The organism is Enterococcus sp. DIV0802b (genome assembly GCF_050543535.1).
In the GTDB taxonomy this organism is placed as follows: domain Bacteria; phylum Bacillota; class Bacilli; order Lactobacillales; family Enterococcaceae; genus Enterococcus_D; species Enterococcus_D entomosocium.
The window spans coordinates 959,092-982,701 of record NZ_CP172941.1 but is presented as its reverse complement, the minus strand read 5'-3'; the positions used below and the strand labels follow the sequence as shown (position 1 = coordinate 982,701).

The window sequence follows — 23,610 nt, the reverse complement described above, 5'->3', positions numbered from 1 at the left end:
GTTTCTTGAAAAAAAGAAGCTAAAGGAGTTTGCCATGAAAAAAATACTCGTTGTCGATGATGAACCTTCCATCGTCACACTTTTAACCTTTAATCTAGAAAAAGAGGGCTATCAAGTCGTTTCCGCCTCAGATGGTCAAAAAGCCTACGAATTAGCCTTGTCTAAGCCTTTTGACTTTATCATCTTAGATGTCATGCTGCCGAATATGGACGGCATCGAGATCACGAAGAAATTGCGTCAAGAAAAAATCGAGACCCCGATCCTCGTCTTGACCGCAAAAGATGATCCAATCGATCGGATCTTAGGCTTAGAGATCGGCGCCGATGACTATTTGACGAAGCCTTTCAGTCCTAGAGAGGTATTAGCTAGAATGAAAGCCATCTTCCGTCGTTTAGAACCCCGTCAACAAACACGAGAAGAAGATCAACCTGCAGAGATTCTGCAAGTCGGTGGGATCCAAGCAGACCTGACGAATTTCCAAGTCAGTGTGGATGGTGAGAAAATCTTCCTAACGCCAAAAGAATTCGAGCTGCTAGTTTACTTTATGAAACGAAAAGGCCGCGTAATCGATCGCGATACCTTGCTCAATCGCATTTGGAACTTCGACTTTGATGGACAAAGTCGCATCGTGGATGTTCACATCAGTCATTTAAGAGAAAAATTGGAAGCTGATCCAAAACGGCCGGAATACTTAGTAACGGTTCGGGGATTCGGGTATAAATTTCAGGAGCCAGTCTAATGAAAAAACGCTATGGCTATGGTTTATGGTCGATCGGTCTATTGCTGATTTTTTTCCTGTGCTGGCAAGTTCTAAGCAGTTTTTACCGTCAGCAAGTCATTGCCCAGCAAGTGGCTTTTCTCCAAGAGAAAGCCACCGTATTTTTGAATCTATCAGATAATCAAACCGCGGCCTTAGAACAGTTTGCGGATACCTATGTTGAAGATAGCAATAGTCGCATCACTTTGTTAGATGACCAAGGTCAGATCATTTTCGATACCTATGATCATACACTGCATGAAAACCGCTCCAATCGTCCAGAAGTCCAAGCCGTTTTGCGCGGAAGCTCCGTCGGTCAATCGCTGCGGGAAAGCGACACCTTGCATGAAGAATTGCTTTACGTGGCGATTCCTGTCAAAGAGGATGGAAACTTGACTCAAATCTTGCGAATCGCCGAACCGACCGCGGCTTTTTTTGCAAAAAATGAAGGAATCAAGCAGTCGATATTGATTGTCTATCTTGTTTTTTGCTTTTTGATCAGCCTATTGATTTTCCATACCTTGCGCCAGCGAAATCGGCCGATCCAAACGATTCTGCCCGTCGTAAAAAAAATGATCACCTCGCCCGATCAACAAGCAATCATTATGCAAGAAACCCCTGAACATGATGAGTTGTATCAACTGATCAATCAGCTGAGCGAGCAAATGAGCCAGACCTATCGTGCCTATGCGGCTTCTGAACAGCAACTGTACGGCTTGCTCAGTGAACTGATGATCGGTGTCTTTATCATCAATGAAGAAAATCAACTGCTGCTGTTGAATCCGACGATGCAAGAACAGCTAGGGATGGAAACCGCACCGATCTTACCGCAACCTTTTACTGAAGTGATCCATGACACACAATTGATCCAGTTGATCTATCAATTTAATGACGAGACCCCTATTTTCCATGCGGAAACCACCCTTAGCGGGGAACGTTCAAAAGTCTTAGATGTTACCTTGCGAAGCTTCCAAGAAAACCAGTTGATTGGTATTTCTTATGACTTGACACGCATCCGACAATTAGAAAAGATGCAAAAAGATTTTGTCGGCAATGTTTCCCATGAATTAAAAACGCCGGTAACTTCCTTGATTGGGTTTACTGAAACACTGCTGGATGGCGCCAAAGAAGACCCTGAAACGTTGCAGACCTTCTTAGAGATCATTCAAAAAGATGCTTATCGCTTGAAAAATCTAATACAAGATATCATCCAATTGTCTCAAGACAGTGATTCTTTCCAGTATGTCGACCAACCGATCAACTTTTCTGAGCTGCTGCAACAAGTCGTTCAAACCTATGGTCCCGCAGCTGTTAAGAAGCAATTGACCTTTCAATTTGAAGGACCCGAACAATTCATTTTATCTACCAAAAAAGAGCTGCTGCAGCCCATCGTAAAAAATCTAGTTGAAAATGCGGTCACCTATTCAAAACCTGGTGGTGTCATCACATTATCCTATTCCGAGCAAGATGACCAGCTGCTTTTTCAAGTGCAGGATCAAGGCATCGGCATCGATGAAGAAGATCAAGAACGGATTTTTGAGCGGTTTTATCGGGTGGACAAAGCCCGCGCTCGCAATTCTGGCGGCACTGGACTTGGGCTGGCTATCGTCAAAGACTATACCAAATTATTAGGCGGCAGCATCAAGGTTGACAGTTTCCCTAAAATTGGTTCTACCTTTACGGTGACTTTGCCGCTTCATTGAGAACATTAGAAAGAAAACTAGCCGAGAAAACGTCTAATGGCATTTTCTCGGCTAGTTTTTTGGAACCATACTTACTTAACAACTTTTGTTGCTGATTCATTGACGTAACCTAGCCAAGTTCCTTTATTATCATAAATTGACAGGTAATTACTTCCATTAAAGTGGCGATACACGTAACGCGCTTCGAACGTCTGTCCTTTCATGGCGTTAGTCACAGTACTTTTTTGTTTCCAAGAGAAATTTTGCCATAGTGGGAAATTCTGAGTAAACGTTATTTTTTTATGGTAACTTTGGTTTATTCCGGCAGCATTACTTGCTTCCTTTGTTCCATTGGCATTGATATAGCCAAGCCAAGTTCCTTTATTATCATATAGTGACGAATAGGTGCTACCATTGAAATGGTTGTAGTAAACTTTTACTTGAAGTGTTTGACCATAAAAATTACTGCTTTTATTTTTTTCTTTCCAAGAAAAGTTTTGCCACATCGAATAATTTTTACTTGTAACAGTGACATATTTACCACTTGAAATAGCTGTTCCACCTGCATTATTCGCTGTTTTGGTACCATTAGCGTTCATATAGCCTAACCATGTACCAGATTGATCATATAGTGAATAATAAATACTGCCATTTAAGTGTTCATAGCGATATTTCGCTAAAACTGTTTTATTCAAGTAATCCTTGCTGGATGCCTTTACTTTCCATGAAAAATTTTGCCATATCGAGTAATTTCCACTGGTGATCGTTACATAGCGTCCATCGGCCAATGCGGGGCCTTGATTCGTTTGAACTGCTAATTTCGTTGAAGCGATGTACCCAATCCATTTTCCAGAAAAATCATAAACTGAATCATAATACGTGCCATCAAAGTGATGGTAAGTACCGGTTACTTTATAGGTATTTTTCACCATATCTGAAGTTACCGGTGCAGTCTTAGTAAATGTAAAATCTCGATATATCGTTCCTGGCTCTTTGAATTTGACATAGGTTTGCTTTGATTGCCAATTCCCTTGAGGACCATCAGCAACTTTGACGCCACCAGAGTTAATGTACCCAACCCAATTCCCTTGGTTGTCGTATAATGAATAATAGGTGCTACCGTTAATATGCTCATAACGCACTTTTATTTGCAGGGTCTGACCCAGATAAGCTTTAGAGTCTGCTTTTTTGGTCCAAGAGAAATTTTGCCAAATCGTATAATTGTCTTTTACAACGGTGGCATAACGGCCATCATTGATCGCACCGCCTTGTCCTTGACTGATAAAATACTTGTTATAATCTGAATTCATATCAAAGGTGCCATTGATCCCTGGGAATGTAACGTTATATGTCCACTGCCATGCACTATAATCCGTATACTTCTGATTTTGCGGTTCGTATGGATATTGTGCGATCCAAACTTTGTTTTTTCCTAAAGCAACAGGGTCGATCGCGTTATCCGTGACCCACGACACACCTATATAATGATGCGTATTCGTATACCCCAGTTCTTTTAATCTATTTTCAAAAACTTTTGACAATTGTGTATGATCTGCTTTTTTCTTAATATTTGGCTCTTCAATGTCATTGACCATTAGAGCAGAAGTCGGTAAATTTAATTGTCTCGCATAGCTTACAAAATAATCTGCTTCAGCTTTTGCCTGTGCCTCAGTGGTGAACCAACTGTAGTGATAAGCATGTACAATCAGCCCAGCGGCTTTAGCATTTGCAATTTGACTTGCAGCTAGTGGGTTTCGATAAGAAGTTGCCTCTGTCAATTTCACCACCACTGCAGAAACGCCATAACTTTTAATCAACTTGAACTGCTCCACAGTGATCTCTCCGTTGTGGGAGGAAATATCAATAAAGTCTTGCTTTGGGGTTGAGGGATCTCCTGCTGAAATATAAGGAACACTAGAAACAGACCGTGCCGAACGGCTTAAGCTGACTTTCAAATCTGAACGGCTTCGATACGTTGGGTCTAATCCTGAGCTGATATCATAGACAGAATCCGAAGCATTGTCTGGGCTTTTTTCTTCACTTTCGGCTGTACTGCTATCAACAGTCGTACTGCCCGTTTCACTGCGGTTACTTGATGATGTTGTCTCACTCGTTGAATCAATTGAGTCTTCGCTGGTTTCACCTGTATTCGAGCGAATTGTTTGGCTGTCACTGCTTGTCACATCATTCGTCTCAGAGTAAACAATAGCAGCCTCTTTTGACTCACTTGTTGATTCCGTGTCTGCAAAACCAACACGCATGCCAAAAATGACAAAGGCCGTTCCCGCATACAATGCTGCTATTAACATTTTTTTTGGAAATCTTTTCATTTTTTTCCCCTTTCACTGAATATTCATCTATATTCACTATCTATTTTACATAAAAAATAAAAAAAAGGTACAAAAAAAGAAGGAGTTCTTCCCTTCTTTTTTTGTACCTTATGAAAACTGTTTATTCAACATTCGTTACTTCGCCGTCTACACTGCGTTCTACTTTCATATCAGTGATTGGCAAGTATCCTAATTCGATAACGATTCCTTGTTGGACATCGTCTGTCATGATGTAATCAAGAAAGGCTTTGACGTTAGCATCTGGTTCACCATTCGTGTACATATGCTCATAAGACCAGATTGGCCATTTGTTATCTGCAATATTTTCAGGGGTCGCTTCTACCCCATCAAGAGATAGCGCTTGGATTGAATCATCTAAATAAGATAAAGCAAGGTAGCTGATTGCTCCTGGTGTTTCAGCAACGATTTTACGGACTGTTCCAGAAGAATCTTGTTCTTGTGTTTGGATCGTCTCTGCACCATCTAAGCCCCATTTTTCAAAGGTCGCTCTCGTACCGCTGCCTGATGCGCGGTTGATTACAGAGATTTCTTGATCTGCTCCACCTAGTTCAGACCAATTCTTCACTTTGCCTGTAAAGATATCGATTAAATCTTGTTGGCTAAGATCCGTAACGCCTGCGTCTTTATTCACTACTGGTGCCATACCAACTACAGCTACTTTATGGTCAACTAATTTGCTGGCATCCACACCATCTTTTTCATCCGCAAAAACATCGGAATTACCGATCGTCACAGCGCCTGCTTCTACTTGACTTAAGCCAGTTCCGCTACCGCCACCTTGAACAGTAATTGTATAATTGGGATTGTCTGCTGAGAAGCTTTCACCTGCTGCTTCAACCAAGGGTTGCAATGCAGTTGAGCCTACCGCTAAAATTTCTACATTTTCATTTGATGCGGCACCTGATGAAGATCCGCCTGATGCTTGACTGCTATCAGTGCTTGTACCACCGCTCCCACAGCCAGCTAATAATAATCCAGTTGCAAAAAATAAAAGTCCCAATTTTTTCATTTAGTAAATCTCCTTTCGTTATATGCTTAGTTTAGCAAGGCGGTGTAAACCCTTGATGGATTTCATGTAAAGAATCGATAAAGCGATGTAAATCTTTTGTAAAGTTCGTCGATTGCCTATAAAAGCCCCCACTGAATCCATCAGAGGGGGCTTACTTTATCTAAAAACGAAAGAAACGTTTGTAGAATCAATTGCTTTGCATATAGCGTGTCAAGCGATCCATCGCTTCCACCAAGTTTTCCATACTTGCCGCATAGCTTAAACGAACATAGCCTTCTGCTTCGGGACCAAAGGCGATACCCGGGATGATTGCTAATTGATTCTTTTCGGCTAAGTCGACACAAAAAGCCATGGAATCTTGGTTGAAACCAGCTGGTATTTTGGCAAAAATATAGAATGCACCTGATGGCTTCGCCATGTCAAAACCAAGGGCAGTCATCTTTTCAAACAAGTAATCTCGGCGTTCACGGTAATCGGCTTTCATGACTTCTGCATCATTGATGCCTTCGATCAATGCCCGCACTGCGGCTTTTTGAGAAATCGTTGATGCCGCAGTCACTAAGTATTGGTGGACCTTAATGATCTGAGCAGTCAACGCTTCTGGTGCAAAAATGAAGCCGACGCGCCACCCAGTCATCGCGTGAGATTTCGACAAGCCATTGATCACGATCGTTTGATCCCGCAAGTATTCAGCAATGGACACATGGGTTTCATCATAAGTCAACTCACTATAAATTTCATCGCTAATAACAAAAACGGGGTATTTTTCTAAAACCTCCGCCAATGCTTTGACTTGTTCTCGGGTATAAACGACCCCTGTTGGATTGCTAGGATAATTCAAAATGACTGCCTTGACTTGCTCCCCATGCTCTTTTAAGGCTGCTTCCAAAACTTCTGGCGCTAAAACAAAGGCATTGTCCGTCGTATCAAGATAGATCGGTTGGGCATGGGCTAAATGGATGACTGGTTCATAGCCTGGATAAATTGGTGCCGGTAGGAGAACTTTATCGCCAGGTTCCAACGTGGCTAATAAAGAAGCTGAGATTGCTTCCGTTGCACCGATCGTCACTAATACTTCTGATTGAAAGTCGTAATCAAGCTGATATTTATTTTTCAAAAAGAGGCTGGCTGCTTGCCGAACATCTGCTAAGCCGGCCATTCCAGAATAGTGGCTAAAATTTTGTTCGATTGCTTGGACACCCGATTTTTTCACGTGCTCTGGTGTGTTAAAATCCGGCTCGCCTAACGTTAACTTTAAAATATCAGGAATTGAAGAAACCCGTTCATCAAATTTACGAATCAATGAAACAGCTATATTGTACACTTCGTGATTGAAGCGTTGGCTTACGTCTGCCATAGTATCACTCCTTTGAATTAAGCAAATTCATTCGCTATTGTTGTTAATCCTAACACAAAAAGGCGACAATTTTAAGCAACGGATGAAATTAATCTAATAACCACAATTCCGTTTGCTTATTTACAAACAAAAACATTTTATGTTAGTATATAATCAAACAAAATAAGGAGAACCCAAAATGAAACCTTATCAAGAGTTTACCATTTCTGATTATCAGCAAGGATATGTCGAAACAACAACGGATTATTGTTGCGTATTTTGTCAGGAGACCTTCGACAAAGAAGAAATCTATCCCGTTGATGGCGCCTTTTTTACGGCAAAAAAACGAATGATACAACATATCCCTGAGCATCACGGAACCGTTTTATCCGCATTATTGGCTTTACCCAAAGAACAAACAGGCTTATCAGAAAGCCAGCAGGAGATTTTACAACTGTTTGCCCAAGATGTTAGCGATACTGTGATTGCCCAGCGCTTAGGTATCTCTTCTTCGACTGTCAGGAATCATCGCTTTAAGCTAAAAGAAAAGCAGCGACAAGCGACTGTTTTTCTAAGTATCATGTCCTTGTTGCAAGAAACCCCGTTGCTGCCGCCTCACAAAGGGGCGACGATGCTTGATGATCGCTATGCCATTACGGCTAGTGAAAGAGAAAAGATCATTGCTACTTATTTTGATGAAGCGGGGTTTATCAAACAGTTTCCGAGCAAAGAAAAGCGCAAGATCGTTGTCTTAAGTGTGCTGGCACAAAAATTTGATCCGAAGAAAAATTATTCAGAAGCTACCGTAAACGATGTATTAAAACAAGCGATCACCGATTATGTCACTGTCCGACGATATTTGATCGAGTATGGATTTATGCAACGGACGAAAGACGGAAAAACTTACTGGCTGACTTAAAACCCAGTCTGTAGTTGGATGGAATTTTTGTTGGTTGGATGGACAGTATCTTTCACAGTTTTGAAAAGTTAACAAGCTCCAGTTTTTTACAAAAAAAGACAAAGTACGAAAACACCCGTACTTTGTCTACTGTCTGAAACGCTGGGACAAGTTCCAGCGTTTATTTTTCTTTTAGAAAGATTTTTTTGATGATCAATTTATCAAATAATTGCGTTTGATTGTCTTGTTCCCCAATGACTTCAGCAGTCACTGATTTGCCGTCTTGTTTTTTGCGCAACTGATAAACAATCTTGCCTGTTTCTTTCAATTCGTTCACCATGTCGACGACACCGCCAAAACCTGTTTTACGAGTGATGAAGCCTAACGCCACCATCCGCTCATCTAAATTTTTTGCCGAGATGCTGGCACCGGTGATCAGTGCTTGCCGCATGATTTGTAAGAATTCTTCTAGCCCTGCCACTGGCGGCTGTTCAGGCTCTTCTTCCATCAGCGGTCGCTGACGCAAATAATCTAATTCCTGCAATAACGTTTCGTACTGCTCTTGTGTCAACATGACCCCCGCCACTTTTTCACGATTGAATACATATACTGCTGTTCCTGCTTCTCGCGCTTGATTAAATACATCCATCGGAGATTTTTTTACTTCAGTAATTGAAGTAGTGGGAACATCCAACTTCTTCAGTTCCATAATCAACGTCCTCCTTGTCTCAACGAACACATTATAGCATAAATCCAGAAGCAGATTATAGAGGTATTTCACTGCTCCTAGGAAAAGAAACAAAAAAGCGGCTAATCGCCGCTTTTTTCGATTGATAAGGTCATTGCATTGATGGCAACGATGATCGTACTCATAGACATCAAGACAGCTCCGACTGCTGGGTTCAAAATGATCCCGATTGGTGCGAGCACGCCAGCTGCCAAAGGAATAGCAAAAATATTGTATCCTGCGCCCCACCAGAGATTTTGAATCATCTTGCGCCTTGTTTTTTTCGCCAAAGTCAAGAAGTGCAAGATGTCTTGAGGTTCGCTATTCGTCAAAACGACATCGGCTGAATCGATCGCTACATCGGTTCCAGCTCCGATCGCAATCCCGATCGTCGCTCTTGCAAGACTTGGGGCGTCATTGATCCCATCGCCTACCATTACGACGCGCTTGCCCTCTTTGACATAGTCACTGACTAGACGTTCTTTATCGTCTGGTAACATTGCCGCATGGAAGGCTTCGATTCCTAGGTAATCGGCTACGGCTTGCGCCGCTTCTTGGTTGTCCCCAGTAGCCATAACTGGCGTGATGCCTAAGTCTTTCACTTTTTGAATAAATTGACTCGCTTCTGGTTTCACCTTATCCCCTAATGCGACGATTCCTTCCACTTTGCCGTCATGAACCAAATAGCTAATGGTATTGCCCTGCTCTTGATAATTTTTCAAGGATTTCCCTTGATACTGGATGGTTAATTGCTCCAATCCTTTTTGATTGACGATCAACCACTTTTGTCCATCGATTACGCCTTCCAGGCCAATACCCGTCCTTGTTTGAACATCAGTCGCCTTTTTGGCTGTGATGTTTTCCTTTTCTGCTTGGGCTAAAATGCCTTCTGCGATCGGATGATTGGCGGTTTTCTCAAGACCTGCTAGGTAAGCTAGTACTTCTGATGCAGAAAGGCTGCCTGTCGCCTCGATGCCAGTTACGGTAAACGTTCCTTCTGTTAACGTACCGGTCTTATCGAGGATCAGATAATCAACATGATGCGCATTCTCCAGTGCGTTGCGATTTTTTAAGAGCAAGCCGTTTTTGGCAGCGATCGATGTTGAACGAGCCACGACGAGGGGAATCGCTAGGCCTAACGCATGGGGACAGGCAATGACGAATACCGTGACCATTCGATCAAGAGCAGTCGGTAGGTCAGCAACAAACAGCCATACAGCAAAGGCCAAAACACCAGCAACTAAGGCGATATAGAACAACCATTTCGCCACTTTGTCCGAAAGTGCTTCTAAGCGGGATTTATCAGCTTGGGCTTTTCGTACCATTTCCATGACTTTTGCCAAATAGCTGTCTTCGCCAGTCCCTGTGACTTCCATCGTAATGGTACCATTGCCGTTGACAGATCCTCCAATGACAGTACTGTCGATGGTTTTAGGTACCCGTCTGGATTCACCGGTAACTGCCGACTCATCGATCGTTGTTTCCCCTTCAAGAATCGTTCCGTCTGTAGGAATCTTATCTCCTGAGCGAACGATCAGCTGTGTTTTGTTGGTCACTTCTTCTAATGGAATCTGTTCTTCTGATCCATCTGCATTTTTCCGAATCACTTCTTTTGGCAACAGTTCTGCTAATTTCTGTAATGCATTGCCGGCATTAGAAACGGCATTCATCTCGATCCAATGCCCCAACAACATGATCACGATCAGAGTCGCTAGTTCCCAGAAGAAATCCATTACATGAGGAACAGCAAGAAAATGATTAGCGATAAACGCGTAAAGACTATAAAAATAAGAAACCGTGATCCCCATAGCAATCAAAGTCATCATGGCTGGGCTTTTTTGTTTCAATTCCATTTTTGCACCACTTAAAAACGGCTGCCCCCCATAGAAAAACAGGATCGTTCCTAAAATCAATACAACCCAATCTGAGCCGGGAAACGTGAACTGAAAGGGCAATTCGATACCCATCATTGGTGATAAAATGACGATTGGAATCGCCAAAACCAAGGATAGCCAAAACTTTTGCTTAAAATTTCCCATATGCATACTATGATCCATATCAGACATCTCATGATCCATATGACTGTGATCCATGCCAGACATCTCATGATCCATGTGGCTATGATCCATGCCAGACATCTCATGATCCATGTGGCTATGGTCCATACTGGAAACCTCATGATCCATGTGAGCATGGTTACTATCGGCGCTTTCATGCTCCTGCAGTTTTGATGTCGCCCCTTGATGATCCACCCCATTCATCTCATGGCTTCGGGGCTCAGGGACTTCCTCCGCCTGTGGGTGTGTGAGTCCTTCTTGCCCTTTATTATCCTGCTCATTCCTAGGTTCATGCCTATGATGGCTTGACGTCTGACGATTGTCTGCAGGTGACGTTTTTTTCTGATTCATCCTAGTATTCCCCTTCCTATTTCACTGAATATCCGTACAGTCTTGCGCCTTCATACAAAAGCTTCAAGCGGCTGGACTTTCTAGATTTTTCTCCTTATCACTTTAGCGTTTGCATCGCTTATTCAAAAACACCTTGATAACCAGCTTCAGTTATTGCACTGATTAAGGCTGTTTCTGTCACTTGCGACTCGTCAAATTTGACCGTCCCACGAGCTTTTTTCAAGTCGACTTTAGCTTTTTTCACACCCGGTACTTCATTTAAGGCTTTTTCAACTTTTGCGGCACAATGGGCGCAATTCATTCCGCTGATTTGCATATTTTTTTTCATTACTATTCCTCATTTCTTTTAACAGTTTGTTGGCTACTTATTTTGTTGCATGGGTTTTGCATTGGCACTGACCAGGAATACAATTACACGAAATCGCTGCTACTGGCACTTTTTGGTCGACTGCTGCTTGGAGCATCGCCAAATCTTCTGCCGTCAATGCTGCTTCTTGGATCATTTCTGCTAATGTTTGTCCGACTTTTTTGGCACAAATATGAGAAAAAAGATTCTCAGCTGCACTGCGAACAGTGGCTTCTTCTGAAACAAGTGGCGAGTAAACAAACTTTTTCCCTTGGCTTTCTGTTTTCAATACGCCTTTTTTAACAAGTCGTCCTAAAAGCGTTTTGACTGTCGCTGCTTTCCAATTTTTATTTTCGCTTAACAAAGCGGTGATCTCTTTCGCATCGGATTGTCCCAATGTCCAAATCACACGCATGACTTCCCATTCAGAATCGCTGATTTTGATTGGTTCGACCACTGATTGCATTTGTCCACTTCCTTTCATAACTGATTCACATTTTTAAGTTTACATCTGTAATCGTATTTTGTCAAAAAAAAGCATCGCCAAACTTTCTGCATTTTGGCAATGCTTTTTTCTATTTCGTTAAAAATGGTTTGGTTCCAACGTTTAAAAGTGGACCTGATACGTCGTCACAGAGTGGAAGGGTTCTTCTGGGCGCAGCACGATCTCACCAAAGTGGGTGAATTTCTCAGAGCCAGGAACACCTTGTGTTTCGATCGCCATCCCGCCATGTTTGGCAAAAGGACCGGTCTTCATTGGGGCCCCAGCTTCTCCCTCACCTGTTGTGTAAATAACAACAGCAGGACGGTCAGTAGTTACAGTCAGCTGCACTTTTTGATCGGGACTGGTTACTTTCAGATCCCACTCTTGCTCATGATCCAATAAGAATGGATCATCCAACATGGTCGTTCCCATTGGGCGTTCTTGTCTAAAATCAAACTTTGTGCCTGCGACAGGCGTTTTTTCACCGGTGGTCGTCACGTCATCGTTCGTTTCAGCCACATGTTCGGCATTGATTTGAACCAAGTGGTCATCGATCGGCTGTTGGGTATCACCTGTCAAATTGAAATAACCGTGGTTCGTTGGGTTAAATAAAGTCGCTTTGTCTGTGTTAGCGTCATATGCAAGCAATAGTTCATTGTCATTAGTCAACGTATAGGTGACTTGATAACGAACATTTCCTGGAAAGCCGCCGTCGCCATCTTGTCGTGAGGTAGTAAAAATCACGCCGGCTCTGTCTGCTTCCTCAAAAGTTTCAGCGATCCAGATATCCGTGTCAAGCCCCTTTGAACCACCATGAAGCGTATTGCCGCCATCATTGTCCTCCGTTTGGTATTCTTGCCCCTCAACCTCAAAGCGGGTACCTGCGATCCTTCCCGCTACTGGACCGATCGTTGCACCATAATAGCGTGCTTGGCGATGTCCTTCGATCGTATCATAACCGACCACAATGTCGCGGCCTTCTTCTACTGGAACGACCCAATCCAATAAGCGTGCGCCTTCGGGACTCAGCCTTACGATGGTACCGCTATCATTGGAAAGCTCATAAATCGTTCCCATTTTTTCTGAGGTCGTTTGTTTCACATTTGGCATTCGTTCATATCCTTCTTTCTTTGTTTAGTCTGCTACTCTTTTTAAGTATAGCCGTTAAGGGCTAGATCCGTCAATTCAAGACGGACGGATTCAGTAGGCATTCATTTTATGCCGGGCCGTCTTCACACAAATAAAAAGCGGCAAGAATGCCCAACTGGTTGATTGAATCATGGTCAGCTGATCGTGAGAGAAAGTACTAGGAGAAGCGCTGGCTGCTCCTGTCTTTTCTTCAATAATCAATCACATTCGCTTCGCCTGTTGGGCTCCTATGCCGCAATTGTATCGTTTATTTTTTGTGTTTTGCTTGGTAATGTTTTCTCTTTCGTCGCTTTTCTTTGATTTGAGAAGCACTGGAAGCCAAATCCTCGCTTTCCTCTTCTTGCTTGTCTTGTCTTTTTTCCGCACGTGCCATGAGGACTTTTTGCCTGAATCGACGGTTTCCAAGGAATTTCAGTGCGCACATCAATGGTTGACGATTTTCTCCAACCAAACCAATCAATTCGATAAACAATTCAATGCCGAAGCCTGTACTGATGATCAGTAAAATGATTGCTGTGTTGCTGGCATAATTCATCAATAATGCAATAAATGAAAATACCATTGCCAAGGCATAGATCGTCAAAACTGTTCCTCGATGGGTAAACCCTAAGGAAAGTAAGCGGTGATGCAAGTGCATTTTATCCGCTGATGAGATCTTTTGCTTATTGAATTTTCTACGAATCATGGCATAGACGGTATCAGTGATCGGTACCCCTAAAATCAACATCGGGGTGATCACTGTAATGAAGGTCGCATTTTTTAACCCTTGCAACGATAAGACGGAGATCATAAAACCTAGAAAAAGTGCCCCAGTATCCCCTAAAAAAATCGTAGCTGGATAAAAATTGTAAGGAAAAAAACCAACGATTGCGGCAATTAATGTAAAGATCACCATTGGTACTTCAACTGAATTTGGTAAAAAGAAATAACTGATGATCCCAATGGTCGTCAGACTGATAATGGAGACCCCACTCGCTAGACCGTCCAAACCATCAATCAAGTTGACCGCATTTGTGATCGCCAAAATCCACAAGATCGTCATAGGCAATCCAAGCCAGCCCAAATCAAAAACCCCCAGATAAGGGATCGAAACCGTACTGATTTTGATGCCGGCAACAAAATAGATCTCCAAAGCCGCTAACGTCAAGCCTAGCGTTTTTTGCATAGGAGTCAACTCGAAGATATCATCCAATAATCCAGTAACTACGACGATAGCTGCCCCTAAAAGCATCGGCCAGACGTAGTCAAAGGGAATCATTGCGCGAAATTCCCAAAGCAATGCAAAAGAGAAGGAGAGGAAGATGCTTAATCCCCCTGCGGTCGGCATTGTTTTGGTATTGATTCGGCGATCTCCTGGTCGATCGACTGCGCCGATCTTAAAAGAGATCAATTTAATGATCGGTGTTAGGATTAAAGACACGATCATTGTTATAAATAAGCGCATTACAAATTTGAATGCAAAATCCATCGTTTATTCTCGCTTTCCGTTATTTCTCTTTATTGGTAAATGTATCTTCGATTTTCGAAGAAATCCGCTGAACAGGATCTGTTCGTTCTTTGATCTCTTGTCCTGATACATACTCTTCTACCACTGCGTTGATGATTCCACCCAAGATAATAATCGTCGCAGCAAGATTCAACCAGATCATTAAAACAATAAAACTTCCAATAATTTGATAGCCAATGATTTTAGCAGCAAAGTAACGGGCGTATAAGCCAAACACTTGTGACAGCAACATCCAGCCAATCGTTGCAAAGATCGCCCCCGGCAAAGTCGAACGCAACTTGACCTTTGCATTCGGCACTAACCAATAGATCAGCATCATGATGAACAGCAAAGCAACGATCGTGACTGGCCATTTGACTGTTTGGAACGTATCGATCAGATTGTCTTGAAACTTAAAAATCGGCTGCAAAAAATCAAGAATGATTTTTCCAAGCCCAAATACCATCGTAACACCAACGATCGCAATCATAAAGAGCAGGATGATCACAAATGATACTGCGCGCACCACGATAAAATTGGAACGCTGGTCCACACCGAAGGCTTTGTTCATCGCAATTTGCAAGGCATTGATACTTTGACTCGCAGACCACAACGCAGCCAAGGCGGAGATCGATAACAGTCCGCCAGAGCTTGTGGTGAGGAGGTTTTCGATCGCTGGTCCGATAAAATCATAGATTTGATTCGGGATCAATTCCTGTACATAAGATAAAACCGTGTTCGGATCAATTGATAAATAAGGCAAAAGATTCCCCAGCGCAATCATTAACGGGAAAAGTGAAAGCAATAAATAGTAGGCCACAACGACTGATGTAGTCCCCATTTCTGAATCGGTTATTCTATTTTGCGTTGTTTCAATGAAACGCATCAGCTTTTGATTGCTTTTTACTTTATCAACGATTTTCATGTTTCTTCCTCCGCCAGCGAATCATCTGCCTTTTTTTCTTTGTCATACGTAACAATCAGAAGTCTCCTACCACCAAAATTTAGTAGGTTCCTTCTTCTCCTTGAGAAGTTAAAATTCTCGGACCATCTTTGGTGATCGCCAAACTATGTTCATATTGGCAGCTTAAGCCGCCATCTAATGTATAGGCGGTCCAGCCATTAGGATCCATTTTCATTTTCCACGTCCCTGTATTGATCATAGGTTCGATGGTAATAACCATTCCTTCTTTTAAACGTAACCCTTTGCCGGCTTCTCCGTAGTGAGGGATCATCGGACTTTCATGGATCGTTGGGCCAATGCCGTGTCCTACGAAATCACGCACAACCCCATACCCTTCTTTTTCCGCATAGGTTTGAATGGCATGACCGATGTCACCGATTCGGTTGCCCACTTGGGCTTGTTCGATTCCTAGATACAACGCTTTTTTGGTTACTTCCATTAATCGATCAATCTCAGGCGTCGAGTTCCCTACGACATAACTCCAACAAGAATCAGAAATGGCGCCTTTTAAATCAATACACATGTCGACTTTGATCAGATCGCCGTCTTTCAATGGTTTTTTTCGAGGAAACCCGTGGCAAATCTCATCATTGATACTGCAGCAAGTGGCATATTTGTAATCTTCAAAACCAATTTGGGCAGCGATGCCGCCGTGGCTTTCAATATAATCTCTGACAAACACTTCGATATCCCAACTGGTGATACCTGGTTTGATGAAACTGCGTAATTGTTTGTGGACATCTGCTAACAGCGCGCCGGATTCGGCCATGCGGTCAATTTCTCTGGCAGATTTTAATGTAATCATGTTCTCGTCTCCCTTAATTAAATTCCTCTTATTTTACCATAGAAATCCCTTATTTTACAAAATTCACAGACATTGTAAAGAGTTTTTCAAGTTTTGTTTTCAAACTTTCGTGCATTTGCTATAATCTGTAAGAGAGTTTTCCTTGAGAATAGGAATGAGATTGGAGGAAAAAGCCCATGGCTTTAGCAAAAATCGTCTATGCAAGCATGACGGGGAATACGGAAGAAATTGCGGATATCGTTTCTGAAGCCCTTGAAAATCTTGACATGGAAGTAGAAATGAATGAGTGTACCCAAGTGGATGCAGATGACTTTGAAGATGCCGATATCTGTATCGTCGCAACGTATACATATGGAGACGGGGAGCTACCGGATGAGATCGTCGATTTTTATGAAGATTTGCAAGAACTTGATTTAAGCGGCAAAATCTTTGGAGTCTGCGGCTCCGGTGATACTTTTTATGATGACTTTTGTAAATCCGTTGACGACTTTGAAGCCGCCTTTAGCAAAACTGGTGCGACAAAAGGAGCTGACAGCGTCAAAGTTGACTTGGCTGCAGAAGAAGACGATATTCAAAACTTAGAAGCCTTTGCCAAAAAACTAGCAGAAGCATTCGCTGAATAAAACAAGAAAACCTCTGACAAAATCAATTGATTCTGTCAGAGGTTTATTGTTTGCTTAATGATAACTGATATCGATGGGTGTTTCTCTTGCTAAAATATTATCGGTGGTTTCCGTCATCAGCTTAGCAATCTGATCTTCTGTCGGATGAATGATTCCCGAAGACATCAATGCCGCTAAGCCGGTAGCGACGATCCAGACACCGGTGTGCAAAGATTGTAATTTTACATCAGATAGATCTTGATATTTTGGTTCTTTTTTCACTGATTTCACAAAAAGGTCAAATGAAAACTGTTGCATGGAATCCCCACCACCATGCTCTTCTAAGTATAGCGCTCGGTATAATCGTTTTTCTTTATTTGCAAAGCCAATATAATTTAGCGTTAAGTCAACGATGACATCTCCCCGTCTTTCAACTGGAAAAACTTCTGTCGCTAAGTAGTCGTAAATCTGATTGATCAATGCATTTTTTAAGTCATCCATATTTTTAAATTCTAAGTAGATCGGTTGCGTTGAACATTTCATCTTCGCTGCGATATTGCGTGCGGTAAAACGTGTAAATCCTTCGGTTGCGACAACTTCATAGGCAGCTTTTAAAATCTGGTCTCTAGTAATAGTTTTCTTTCTTGCCATAATTTTTTAATCTCCTTAATTCTGCTATACATCGCTTTCAGAAATACCTTTTACTTATTGTATCATGTTTTTTTAAGTTTGCAAAAAAACTTTTAAATTTATTGCCCTTAGTGTTTCCAGTTTTTCAATTTGAAGGCCACTGTTTTTTTGCTCACTTTTTCGTTTGTTTTCAAAAATACTTAGTGCTATCATGAAGACAGTTATAAATTTAGAATAAATGGAGGAATTTTAATGGTTTTACCAAACTTTAATCAGAACCTTGAAAAATATGCCCAACTGATCACTGAAGTTGGCGTAAATGTCCAAAAAGGGCACACGATCGTCATCCAAATCGCCGTGGACCAAGCACCTTTAGCTCGCCTATTAACGAAAAAAGCGTATGAATTAGGTGCAGACGAAGTAATCGTCCAATGGACCGACGATGAGATCCAAAAAGAATTTCTGACTCATGCGGCCGAAGATCGTTTGTCTACGATTCCTCAGCACAAAATTGATCAAACGGAAGACTGGGTTGAAAAAGGTGCCAGCCGTATCAGTGTCGTTTCTGCCAATCCAGATGCGTTAGCGGGCGTCGACTCAGACCGAGTGGCAACCTTCCAAGCAGCTTCTGGTAAAGCGATGATGAAATTGCGTCAAGCAACACAAGCCAACAAAGTCAGCTGGACTGTGGTTGCGGCGGCTGGTCAAGATTGGGCCCAAAAAGTATTCCCTGATGCTTCCCCTGAAGAAGCACAAGACAAGCTTTGGGATCAAATTTTCAAAACGACGCGTATCTATGAAGAAGATCCTGTCGCAGCTTGGAAAAAACACGATGAAACCTTGCAAGTTAAAGCCGAAGAATTAAACAAAGAACAATTCAGTGCTCTGCACTATACGGCACCTGGTACCGATTTGATCATCGGTTTGCCTAAAAACCACTTGTGGGAAGGTGCTGGCAGTTACAATACCCGCAATGAAAAATTCATGGCGAACATGCCAACAGAAGAAGTCTTTACTGCCCCAGATAATCGTCGCATCGATGGCTATATTTCAAGTACGAAACCATTGAGCTACGCAGGCAACATCATCTCTGGGATGAAGTTCACCTTCAAAGACGGCAAAGTCGTGGACTTTTCTGCGGAACAGGGCGAAGAAGTGTTAGGCAAACTGCTAGCAATCGATGAAGGAGCAAAATCTTTAGGTGAAGTCGCATTAGTTCCTGATCCTTCCCCTATCTCACAATCCGGCATCATCTTCTTCAATACGTTGTTCGATGAAAATGCCTCAAACCACTTGGCTTTAGGATCCGCTTATGCCTTCAGCTTGCAAGGCGGCACTGAGATGAGTGAAGAAGAACTGGCAGCTGCTGGTTTGAACCGCAGCCAAACCCACGTAGATTTCATGGTTGGCTCTGACCAAATGTCCATCGATGGCATCAGAGAAGATGGCACCACGATTCCTGTCTTTCGCAATGGTGACTGGGCTTAATAAAAAAAGGCTGAGGTGGAGTTGCTCCCCTCGGCCTTCTTTTACATAGAATATTGGAAACCGGCGGGTTTTTTCGTAGTAATCAGCCGGCTTTTTTGATAAAATCTACTTTGATAGTCTTTGATAAGAGAGGATGGATCCGATGACACCAAATCGTGAAGATTATTTAAAGCTCATCTTGGAGCTTGGTGGTGACCAAAAGAAAATCAATAACAAACAAATCGTGTCAGGTCTGGACGTCTCAGCAGCTTCAGTAAGTGAAATGATTTCAAAATTATTAAAAGAAGGCTTAGTGGAACATTCACCTTATCAAGGGGTACAGTTGACTGAAACTGGTTTAGCTTCTGCAAGTGCTCTGATCCGCAAGCATCGTTTATGGGAAGTCTTTCTTGTGGAGCACCTGCATTACTCATGGAATGAAGTTCATGATGACGCAGAAGTTTTAGAACACGTCACCTCGGAAACACTGGCGAGCCGCTTAGAAGCCTACCTTGATCATCCTCGGTATTGCCCACATGGCGGAATGATCCCCGAACAAGGAGAACTCATTCACGAAGGCGAAAAAAACACCATGAGTTCCTACCCGGTAGGAACCAAGATTCGTATCGCCCGTGTCCTTGATGAACGAGAACTGCTGGATTACCTTGTTTCAATCCAATTGAATATTCATGAAGAATACGAGATCATCGATGCGGCAGCATACGAGGGTCCGATTACGATCAAAAATGACACAAAGGAAATTGCTGTCAGCTACAAAGCCGCCAGCACGATTTTTGTTGATAAACTGTAAGGAGTGAAGATGATGGAAAAAAAGGTCCTTTTTACGATTTTTGGCGGTACGGGCGACCTTGCCCAACGCAAACTATACCCTTCTTTGTTTCGGTTGTACAAAAAAGGCGATTTGAAAGAAGATTTTGCAGTCATCGGTACTGCTCGCCGTCCTTGGTCGGATGAACACTATCGTGAAGTAGTAATAGGTACGATCAAAGAATTGAGCGACTCACAAGAGCAAGCAGAGACATTCGCTTCTCATTTCTACTACCAATCACATGATGTAACAGATACGAGTCATTATGATTCATTAAAGGATTTGGCGGAAACCTTAGATCAGAAATACCATTTAGAAGGCAATCAGATTTTTTACTTAGCAATGTCCCCTAATTTCTTTGGGACGATCGTTTCTCACTTGAAATCCCAAGGAATGCTGGATACTGACGGCTACCATCGGGTGATCATCGAAAAACCATTTGGAAGCGACTACGACTCAGCAAAAGAATTGAATGAAGAGATCAATCAAGTCTTTACAGAGCAAGAAATCTACCGAATCGATCATTATTTAGGAAAAGAAATGATCCAAAACATTTCTGCGATTCGTTTTGCCAATAACATTTTTGAGTCGATGTGGAACAATCGGTACATTGACAATGTTCAGATCAATATCGCAGAAAACTTAGGTGTTGAAGAACGCGGTGGGTATTATGATAAGAGCGGCGCCTTGAAAGATATGGTCCAAAACCATATTCTGCAGATCCTTTCCTTATTAGCCATGGAACCGCCAGTGGCTTTTTCTGAAAAAGAATTACGGACGGAAAAAATCAAAGCCTTAAATGCGATCCGTATTTACTCCGAAGAAGAAGTGAAACAACACTTCGTTCGTGGTCAATACGCCAAAGGGCAATTAGAAGATAAGGAATTTGCTGGCTACCGAGAAGAAGCCAATGTCGATGAAGAATCGGCAACTGAAACCTTCGTTGCTGGAAAATTCTTGATCGACAACTTCCGCTGGTCCGGCGTACCTTTCTATGTACGAACCGGGAAACGCTTGACGGAAAAAGGCACTCGAATCAACATTGTCTTTAAACAAGTCCCTGTCAATGTCTTTAAGCAAGACCTGAATGAACAAAAGCAAAACGAGAGTTTGGCACCGAATGTGCTGACAATCTACATTCAACCGACAGAAGGCTTCTCTCTTTCCTTGAATGGAAAAGAAATTGGCCAAGGGTTTGAGACATTGCCAGTGAAGCTAGATTATCGGAATAGTACTGAAATCGTCGAAAACACCCCTGAAGCCTACGAAAAATTGATTTTAGATGCTTTGAACGGGGATGGCACTAACTTTACCCATTGGGATGAAGTTGCCCAATCTTGGCGCATCGTTGATGTGATCCGTCACGCTTGGGACCAAGAAACACCTGATTTTCCAAACTATGCCGCAGGAACGATGGGACCCCAAGCTGCCTATGATCTCTTAGCTGCCGATGGTTTTGAATGGATCTGGCGCCCCGATGAATGGTATCGTGAGCGAGATTTACTAAATGAAAAATAAGCAAATGGTCAATTGGATGAGGAAAAAACATCCAATTGGCCGTTTTTCTTTTTTACCAACTGTTTATAATAGAAAGAAATGAGAAACGAAAGGAGCAGCAGACATGAAACAAGTCTTATCGATCGCCGGTCTCGACAGTTTGGCAGGTGGCGGCATGACGGCTGATTTGAAAACATTTGAGGAATTCGGGGTGTTTGGCCATGCCCTATTAACGTGTGTGGTCGCCATCAATGATGATCTTTTGTTCCATGACCTCCCGGAATTTGTGGTTCAAGCACAATTGGATTCCGTGCGCTCGGTCATTTCCTTGGATGCAATCAAAATCGGGCTGCTTCATCAAACGGCCATCATTGAATTGCTGCGGGATTTTTTACAAACATTTACCGGACCGATCGTGCTCGATCCAGTTCTTGCCTTTAAAGAAGGAGATACTGCCTTTAACCACTCCTATCAAGCAGGATTGATCTCATTGTTTCCTTACACAGCATTAGTAACACCTAATCTACTCGAAGCTCAGCACCTCTCTGGTCAAACCATTACGACGTTGGCGGAAATGAAAACCGCGGCGAAAAAAATCCATGCATTGGGTGCCCCAAATGTCCTGATCAAAGGTGGCAGTCGACTAACTGGAGAAAAAGCCTACGACCTTTTATACCACTCTGGGCAATATACTGTTTTCGAAGCAGAAAAAAGTACCCGAACGACTACCAACGGTGCTGGGTGTACCCTTTCATCGGCGATTGCCGCTTTACTTGCCAAAGGCACTTCATTGGAAACAGCTGTTCAAACTGCAAAAGCATTTGTTTGGGCAGGGATCGAAGACGGTCTGCCTTTAGGAACCTCTGGCAACGTCAATCAGCTCGCTTATTTTAAAAAGGAGGAACACCAATGAAAGTAAGAAACCTAACCATGATCGCTATGCTGACGGCACTTACCTGTGCACTTTCTTTGACCTTTATCATTCCTGTTCCACAAACGAAGGGCTTTGTGACCTTATGTGAAGCAGGGATCTATATCTCGGCCCTTTTGTTCGGACCTAGCGCCGGGGCCTTCGTAGGCGGAATGAGCGGTGGCATCATTGATTTTCTATCAGGCTATCCTGAATGGGCCTTCTTTTCCATTGTGATCCATGGTGTACAAGGCTGGATCGTGGGTAGAATGAACCATCGACCACTAGCAGCCGTTATTGTTGGCAGCTTGATCATGATTGCCGGCTATGCAGCAGCAACAGTTTTACTATTCGGGTTAGGCGCTGGGATCGCCTCGATTCCAAGTAATTTGATCCAAACGGTCTTTGGCAGCATCGTTGCTTTACCGCTGACGCATGCCTTGCGCCGCACGAAAAAGTTTTCTTTAAATGAAAGGTGATTCTTATGACAGATATCAATCAATTAAAAACGGATTTAACTACGATCGTTGAAGAAGTCATTACGACAGCGAACGTTGGTGAAAACGATCTTTTTGTCCTTGGCTGTTCAACAAGTGAAGTCGTGGGCGGCTTGATTGGCAAAAATTCCAGTCAAGAAGTAGGCATGATCATCGTCGAAACACTGCGAGCGATCTTGCGTCCTAAAAATATTCATTTAGCCGTTCAAGGCTGTGAACACCTCAATCGGGCTTTAGCCGTTGAGCGTGAAACGGCTCGACTATATCAATTAGAAGAAGTCGCAGTAGTGCCCCAGCTGCATGCAGGCGGTGCTTGCTCAGTTGCGGCTTTCCAGTTGTTCGATGAGCCTATCGAAGTGGAGCACATTGTGGCCAAAGCGGGTATCGATATCGGCGACACAGCGATCGGTATGCATGTCAAACATGTTCAAATCCCGATCCGTCCCTCTATCAAGACCCTTGGCGCTGCCCATGTCACAGCTCTGGGATCACGGCCCAAATATATCGGTGGTCCTCGTGCTCATTACGCATAATAAGCGAATCGTATAATGAGCGAAAAACCTTTTTCAAAAGGAAAAAGCATGCTTCGGCGTGCTTTTTTTGTGTCAACGTTCCTGCTATTGCCTCTCCTTTCCTTCCTTAAATGTGCTCTCCTTTCACTATTTTCTCCGCTCCATCTTATGGCAGCTTTTTCTACTTCAAATTCTGTTTCCTTTCTTGCGTAAAAAGAGCGGCAGCTGTCGCCTTCCTTTTGTCATAAATTCGTCACAATTTCA

At 42.8% G+C, this 23,610-nt stretch carries 22 protein-coding genes; 10 read left to right on the top strand and 12 right to left on the bottom strand.

The window, feature by feature from the left end; genetic code table 11:
- The first annotated feature begins 34 nt into the window (after positions 1-34).
- Positions 35-739 carry a response regulator transcription factor gene (locus tag IGJ12_RS04430; protein WP_005237242.1) on the top strand — a complete coding sequence of 235 codons (705 nt, stop codon included), beginning with the start codon at positions 35-37 and terminating at the stop codon, positions 737-739.
- Entirely contained in the window at positions 739-2,460 is a 1,722-nt protein-coding gene (gene pnpS, locus IGJ12_RS04425) for a two-component system histidine kinase PnpS (protein ID WP_086299210.1), read from the top strand. Before IGJ12_RS04430 ends, pnpS begins: the two co-directional genes overlap by 1 nt.
- Before the next feature lie 71 nt (positions 2,461-2,531).
- On the opposite strand, the gene IGJ12_RS04420 is transcribed toward pnpS, so the two are convergent.
- The 3 genes from IGJ12_RS04420 to IGJ12_RS04410 form a co-directional block, all read right to left on the bottom strand.
- Positions 2,532-4,769: a GH25 family lysozyme gene (locus tag IGJ12_RS04420; protein ID WP_430619395.1), complete on the bottom strand. Its 2,238-nt coding sequence runs from the start codon at positions 4,767-4,769 to the stop codon at positions 2,532-2,534.
- A 121-nt stretch (positions 4,770-4,890) separates the two neighbouring features.
- A complete protein-coding gene (locus IGJ12_RS04415; RefSeq protein ID WP_194188541.1) occupies positions 4,891-5,799 on the bottom strand; it encodes a phosphate ABC transporter substrate-binding protein PstS family protein in 909 nt (302 codons plus the stop codon).
- 187 nt (positions 5,800-5,986) lie between these two features.
- Positions 5,987-7,156: a pyridoxal phosphate-dependent aminotransferase gene (locus IGJ12_RS04410; RefSeq protein ID WP_430619394.1), complete on the bottom strand. Its 1,170-nt coding sequence runs from the start codon at positions 7,154-7,156 to the stop codon at positions 5,987-5,989.
- A 178-nt stretch (positions 7,157-7,334) separates the two neighbouring features.
- Between IGJ12_RS04410 and IGJ12_RS04405 the strand changes: the two genes are divergently transcribed.
- On the top strand, positions 7,335-8,054 hold the full coding sequence (locus IGJ12_RS04405; RefSeq protein ID WP_430619393.1) for a DUF2087 domain-containing protein: 720 nt from the start codon (positions 7,335-7,337) through the stop codon (positions 8,052-8,054).
- A gap of 160 nt (positions 8,055-8,214) precedes the next feature.
- Here the strand turns inward: IGJ12_RS04405 and IGJ12_RS04400 are convergent, their stop codons facing one another.
- From IGJ12_RS04400 to map, 8 genes are all read right to left on the bottom strand, one after another.
- Positions 8,215-8,742, bottom strand: a complete 528-nt coding sequence (locus IGJ12_RS04400) for a type II toxin-antitoxin system Phd/YefM family antitoxin (protein WP_005237249.1) — start codon at positions 8,740-8,742, stop codon at positions 8,215-8,217.
- Positions 8,743-8,843: 101 nt separating this feature from the next.
- The gene (locus IGJ12_RS04395) at positions 8,844-11,168 is read right to left on the bottom strand and encodes a heavy metal translocating P-type ATPase (protein WP_430619392.1); all 2,325 of its coding nucleotides are present in this window, start codon (positions 11,166-11,168) and stop codon (positions 8,844-8,846) included.
- A gap of 118 nt (positions 11,169-11,286) precedes the next feature.
- The gene (gene copZ / locus IGJ12_RS04390) at positions 11,287-11,496 is read right to left on the bottom strand and encodes a copper chaperone CopZ (protein ID WP_005237251.1); all 210 of its coding nucleotides are present in this window, start codon (positions 11,494-11,496) and stop codon (positions 11,287-11,289) included.
- A gap of 37 nt (positions 11,497-11,533) precedes the next feature.
- A complete protein-coding gene (locus IGJ12_RS04385) occupies positions 11,534-11,980 on the bottom strand; it encodes a CopY/TcrY family copper transport repressor (protein ID WP_008377382.1) in 447 nt (148 codons plus the stop codon).
- A gap of 141 nt (positions 11,981-12,121) precedes the next feature.
- Positions 12,122-13,108 (bottom strand): aldose epimerase family protein, encoded by a 987-nt coding sequence (locus IGJ12_RS04380; RefSeq protein WP_061053870.1) that lies wholly within the window; start codon positions 13,106-13,108, stop codon positions 12,122-12,124.
- Between the two features lie 286 nt (positions 13,109-13,394).
- Positions 13,395-14,615 carry a glycosyltransferase family 4 protein gene (locus tag IGJ12_RS04375; protein ID WP_016613834.1) on the bottom strand — a complete coding sequence of 407 codons (1,221 nt, stop codon included), beginning with the start codon at positions 14,613-14,615 and terminating at the stop codon, positions 13,395-13,397.
- Between the two features lie 19 nt (positions 14,616-14,634).
- On the bottom strand, positions 14,635-15,558 hold the full coding sequence (locus IGJ12_RS04370) for a YihY/virulence factor BrkB family protein (protein WP_005237256.1): 924 nt from the start codon (positions 15,556-15,558) through the stop codon (positions 14,635-14,637).
- Positions 15,559-15,637: 79 nt separating this feature from the next.
- Positions 15,638-16,402 (bottom strand): type I methionyl aminopeptidase, encoded by a 765-nt coding sequence (map, locus tag IGJ12_RS04365; RefSeq protein ID WP_008377375.1) that lies wholly within the window; start codon positions 16,400-16,402, stop codon positions 15,638-15,640.
- 176 nt (positions 16,403-16,578) lie between these two features.
- On the opposite strand from map, the gene IGJ12_RS04360 reads away from it, so the two are divergent.
- Entirely contained in the window at positions 16,579-17,025 is a 447-nt protein-coding gene (locus IGJ12_RS04360) for a flavodoxin (protein WP_005237258.1), read from the top strand.
- A 54-nt stretch (positions 17,026-17,079) separates the two neighbouring features.
- On the opposite strand, the gene IGJ12_RS04355 is transcribed toward IGJ12_RS04360, so the two are convergent.
- On the bottom strand, positions 17,080-17,655 hold the full coding sequence (locus IGJ12_RS04355; protein WP_005228861.1) for a TetR/AcrR family transcriptional regulator: 576 nt from the start codon (positions 17,653-17,655) through the stop codon (positions 17,080-17,082).
- Positions 17,656-17,886: 231 nt separating this feature from the next.
- On the opposite strand from IGJ12_RS04355, the gene IGJ12_RS04350 reads away from it, so the two are divergent.
- The 6 genes from IGJ12_RS04350 to IGJ12_RS04325 all read left to right on the top strand — a co-directional run bounded on the left by IGJ12_RS04350 (position 17,887) and on the right by IGJ12_RS04325 (position 23,367).
- The gene (locus IGJ12_RS04350) at positions 17,887-19,122 is read left to right on the top strand and encodes an aminopeptidase (protein ID WP_430619391.1); all 1,236 of its coding nucleotides are present in this window, start codon (positions 17,887-17,889) and stop codon (positions 19,120-19,122) included.
- Positions 19,123-19,264: 142 nt separating this feature from the next.
- Complete coding sequence (locus tag IGJ12_RS04345) at positions 19,265-19,912, top strand: metal-dependent transcriptional regulator (protein ID WP_008377371.1); 648 nt, start codon at positions 19,265-19,267, stop codon at positions 19,910-19,912.
- A 9-nt stretch (positions 19,913-19,921) separates the two neighbouring features.
- Positions 19,922-21,448: a glucose-6-phosphate dehydrogenase gene (gene zwf / locus IGJ12_RS04340; RefSeq protein ID WP_008377369.1), complete on the top strand. Its 1,527-nt coding sequence runs from the start codon at positions 19,922-19,924 to the stop codon at positions 21,446-21,448.
- Between the two features lie 103 nt (positions 21,449-21,551).
- Positions 21,552-22,340, top strand: coding sequence for a bifunctional hydroxymethylpyrimidine kinase/phosphomethylpyrimidine kinase (thiD, locus tag IGJ12_RS04335; protein WP_430619390.1), 789 nt, complete (start codon positions 21,552-21,554; stop codon positions 22,338-22,340).
- Positions 22,337-22,816, top strand: coding sequence for an ECF transporter S component (locus tag IGJ12_RS04330; RefSeq protein WP_430619389.1), 480 nt, complete (start codon positions 22,337-22,339; stop codon positions 22,814-22,816). The genes thiD and IGJ12_RS04330 overlap by 4 nt, the downstream gene beginning before the upstream one ends.
- Before the next feature lie 5 nt (positions 22,817-22,821).
- Entirely contained in the window at positions 22,822-23,367 is a 546-nt protein-coding gene (locus IGJ12_RS04325) for a TIGR01440 family protein (protein ID WP_176285398.1), read from the top strand.
- Positions 23,368-23,610 lie beyond the last annotated feature (243 nt).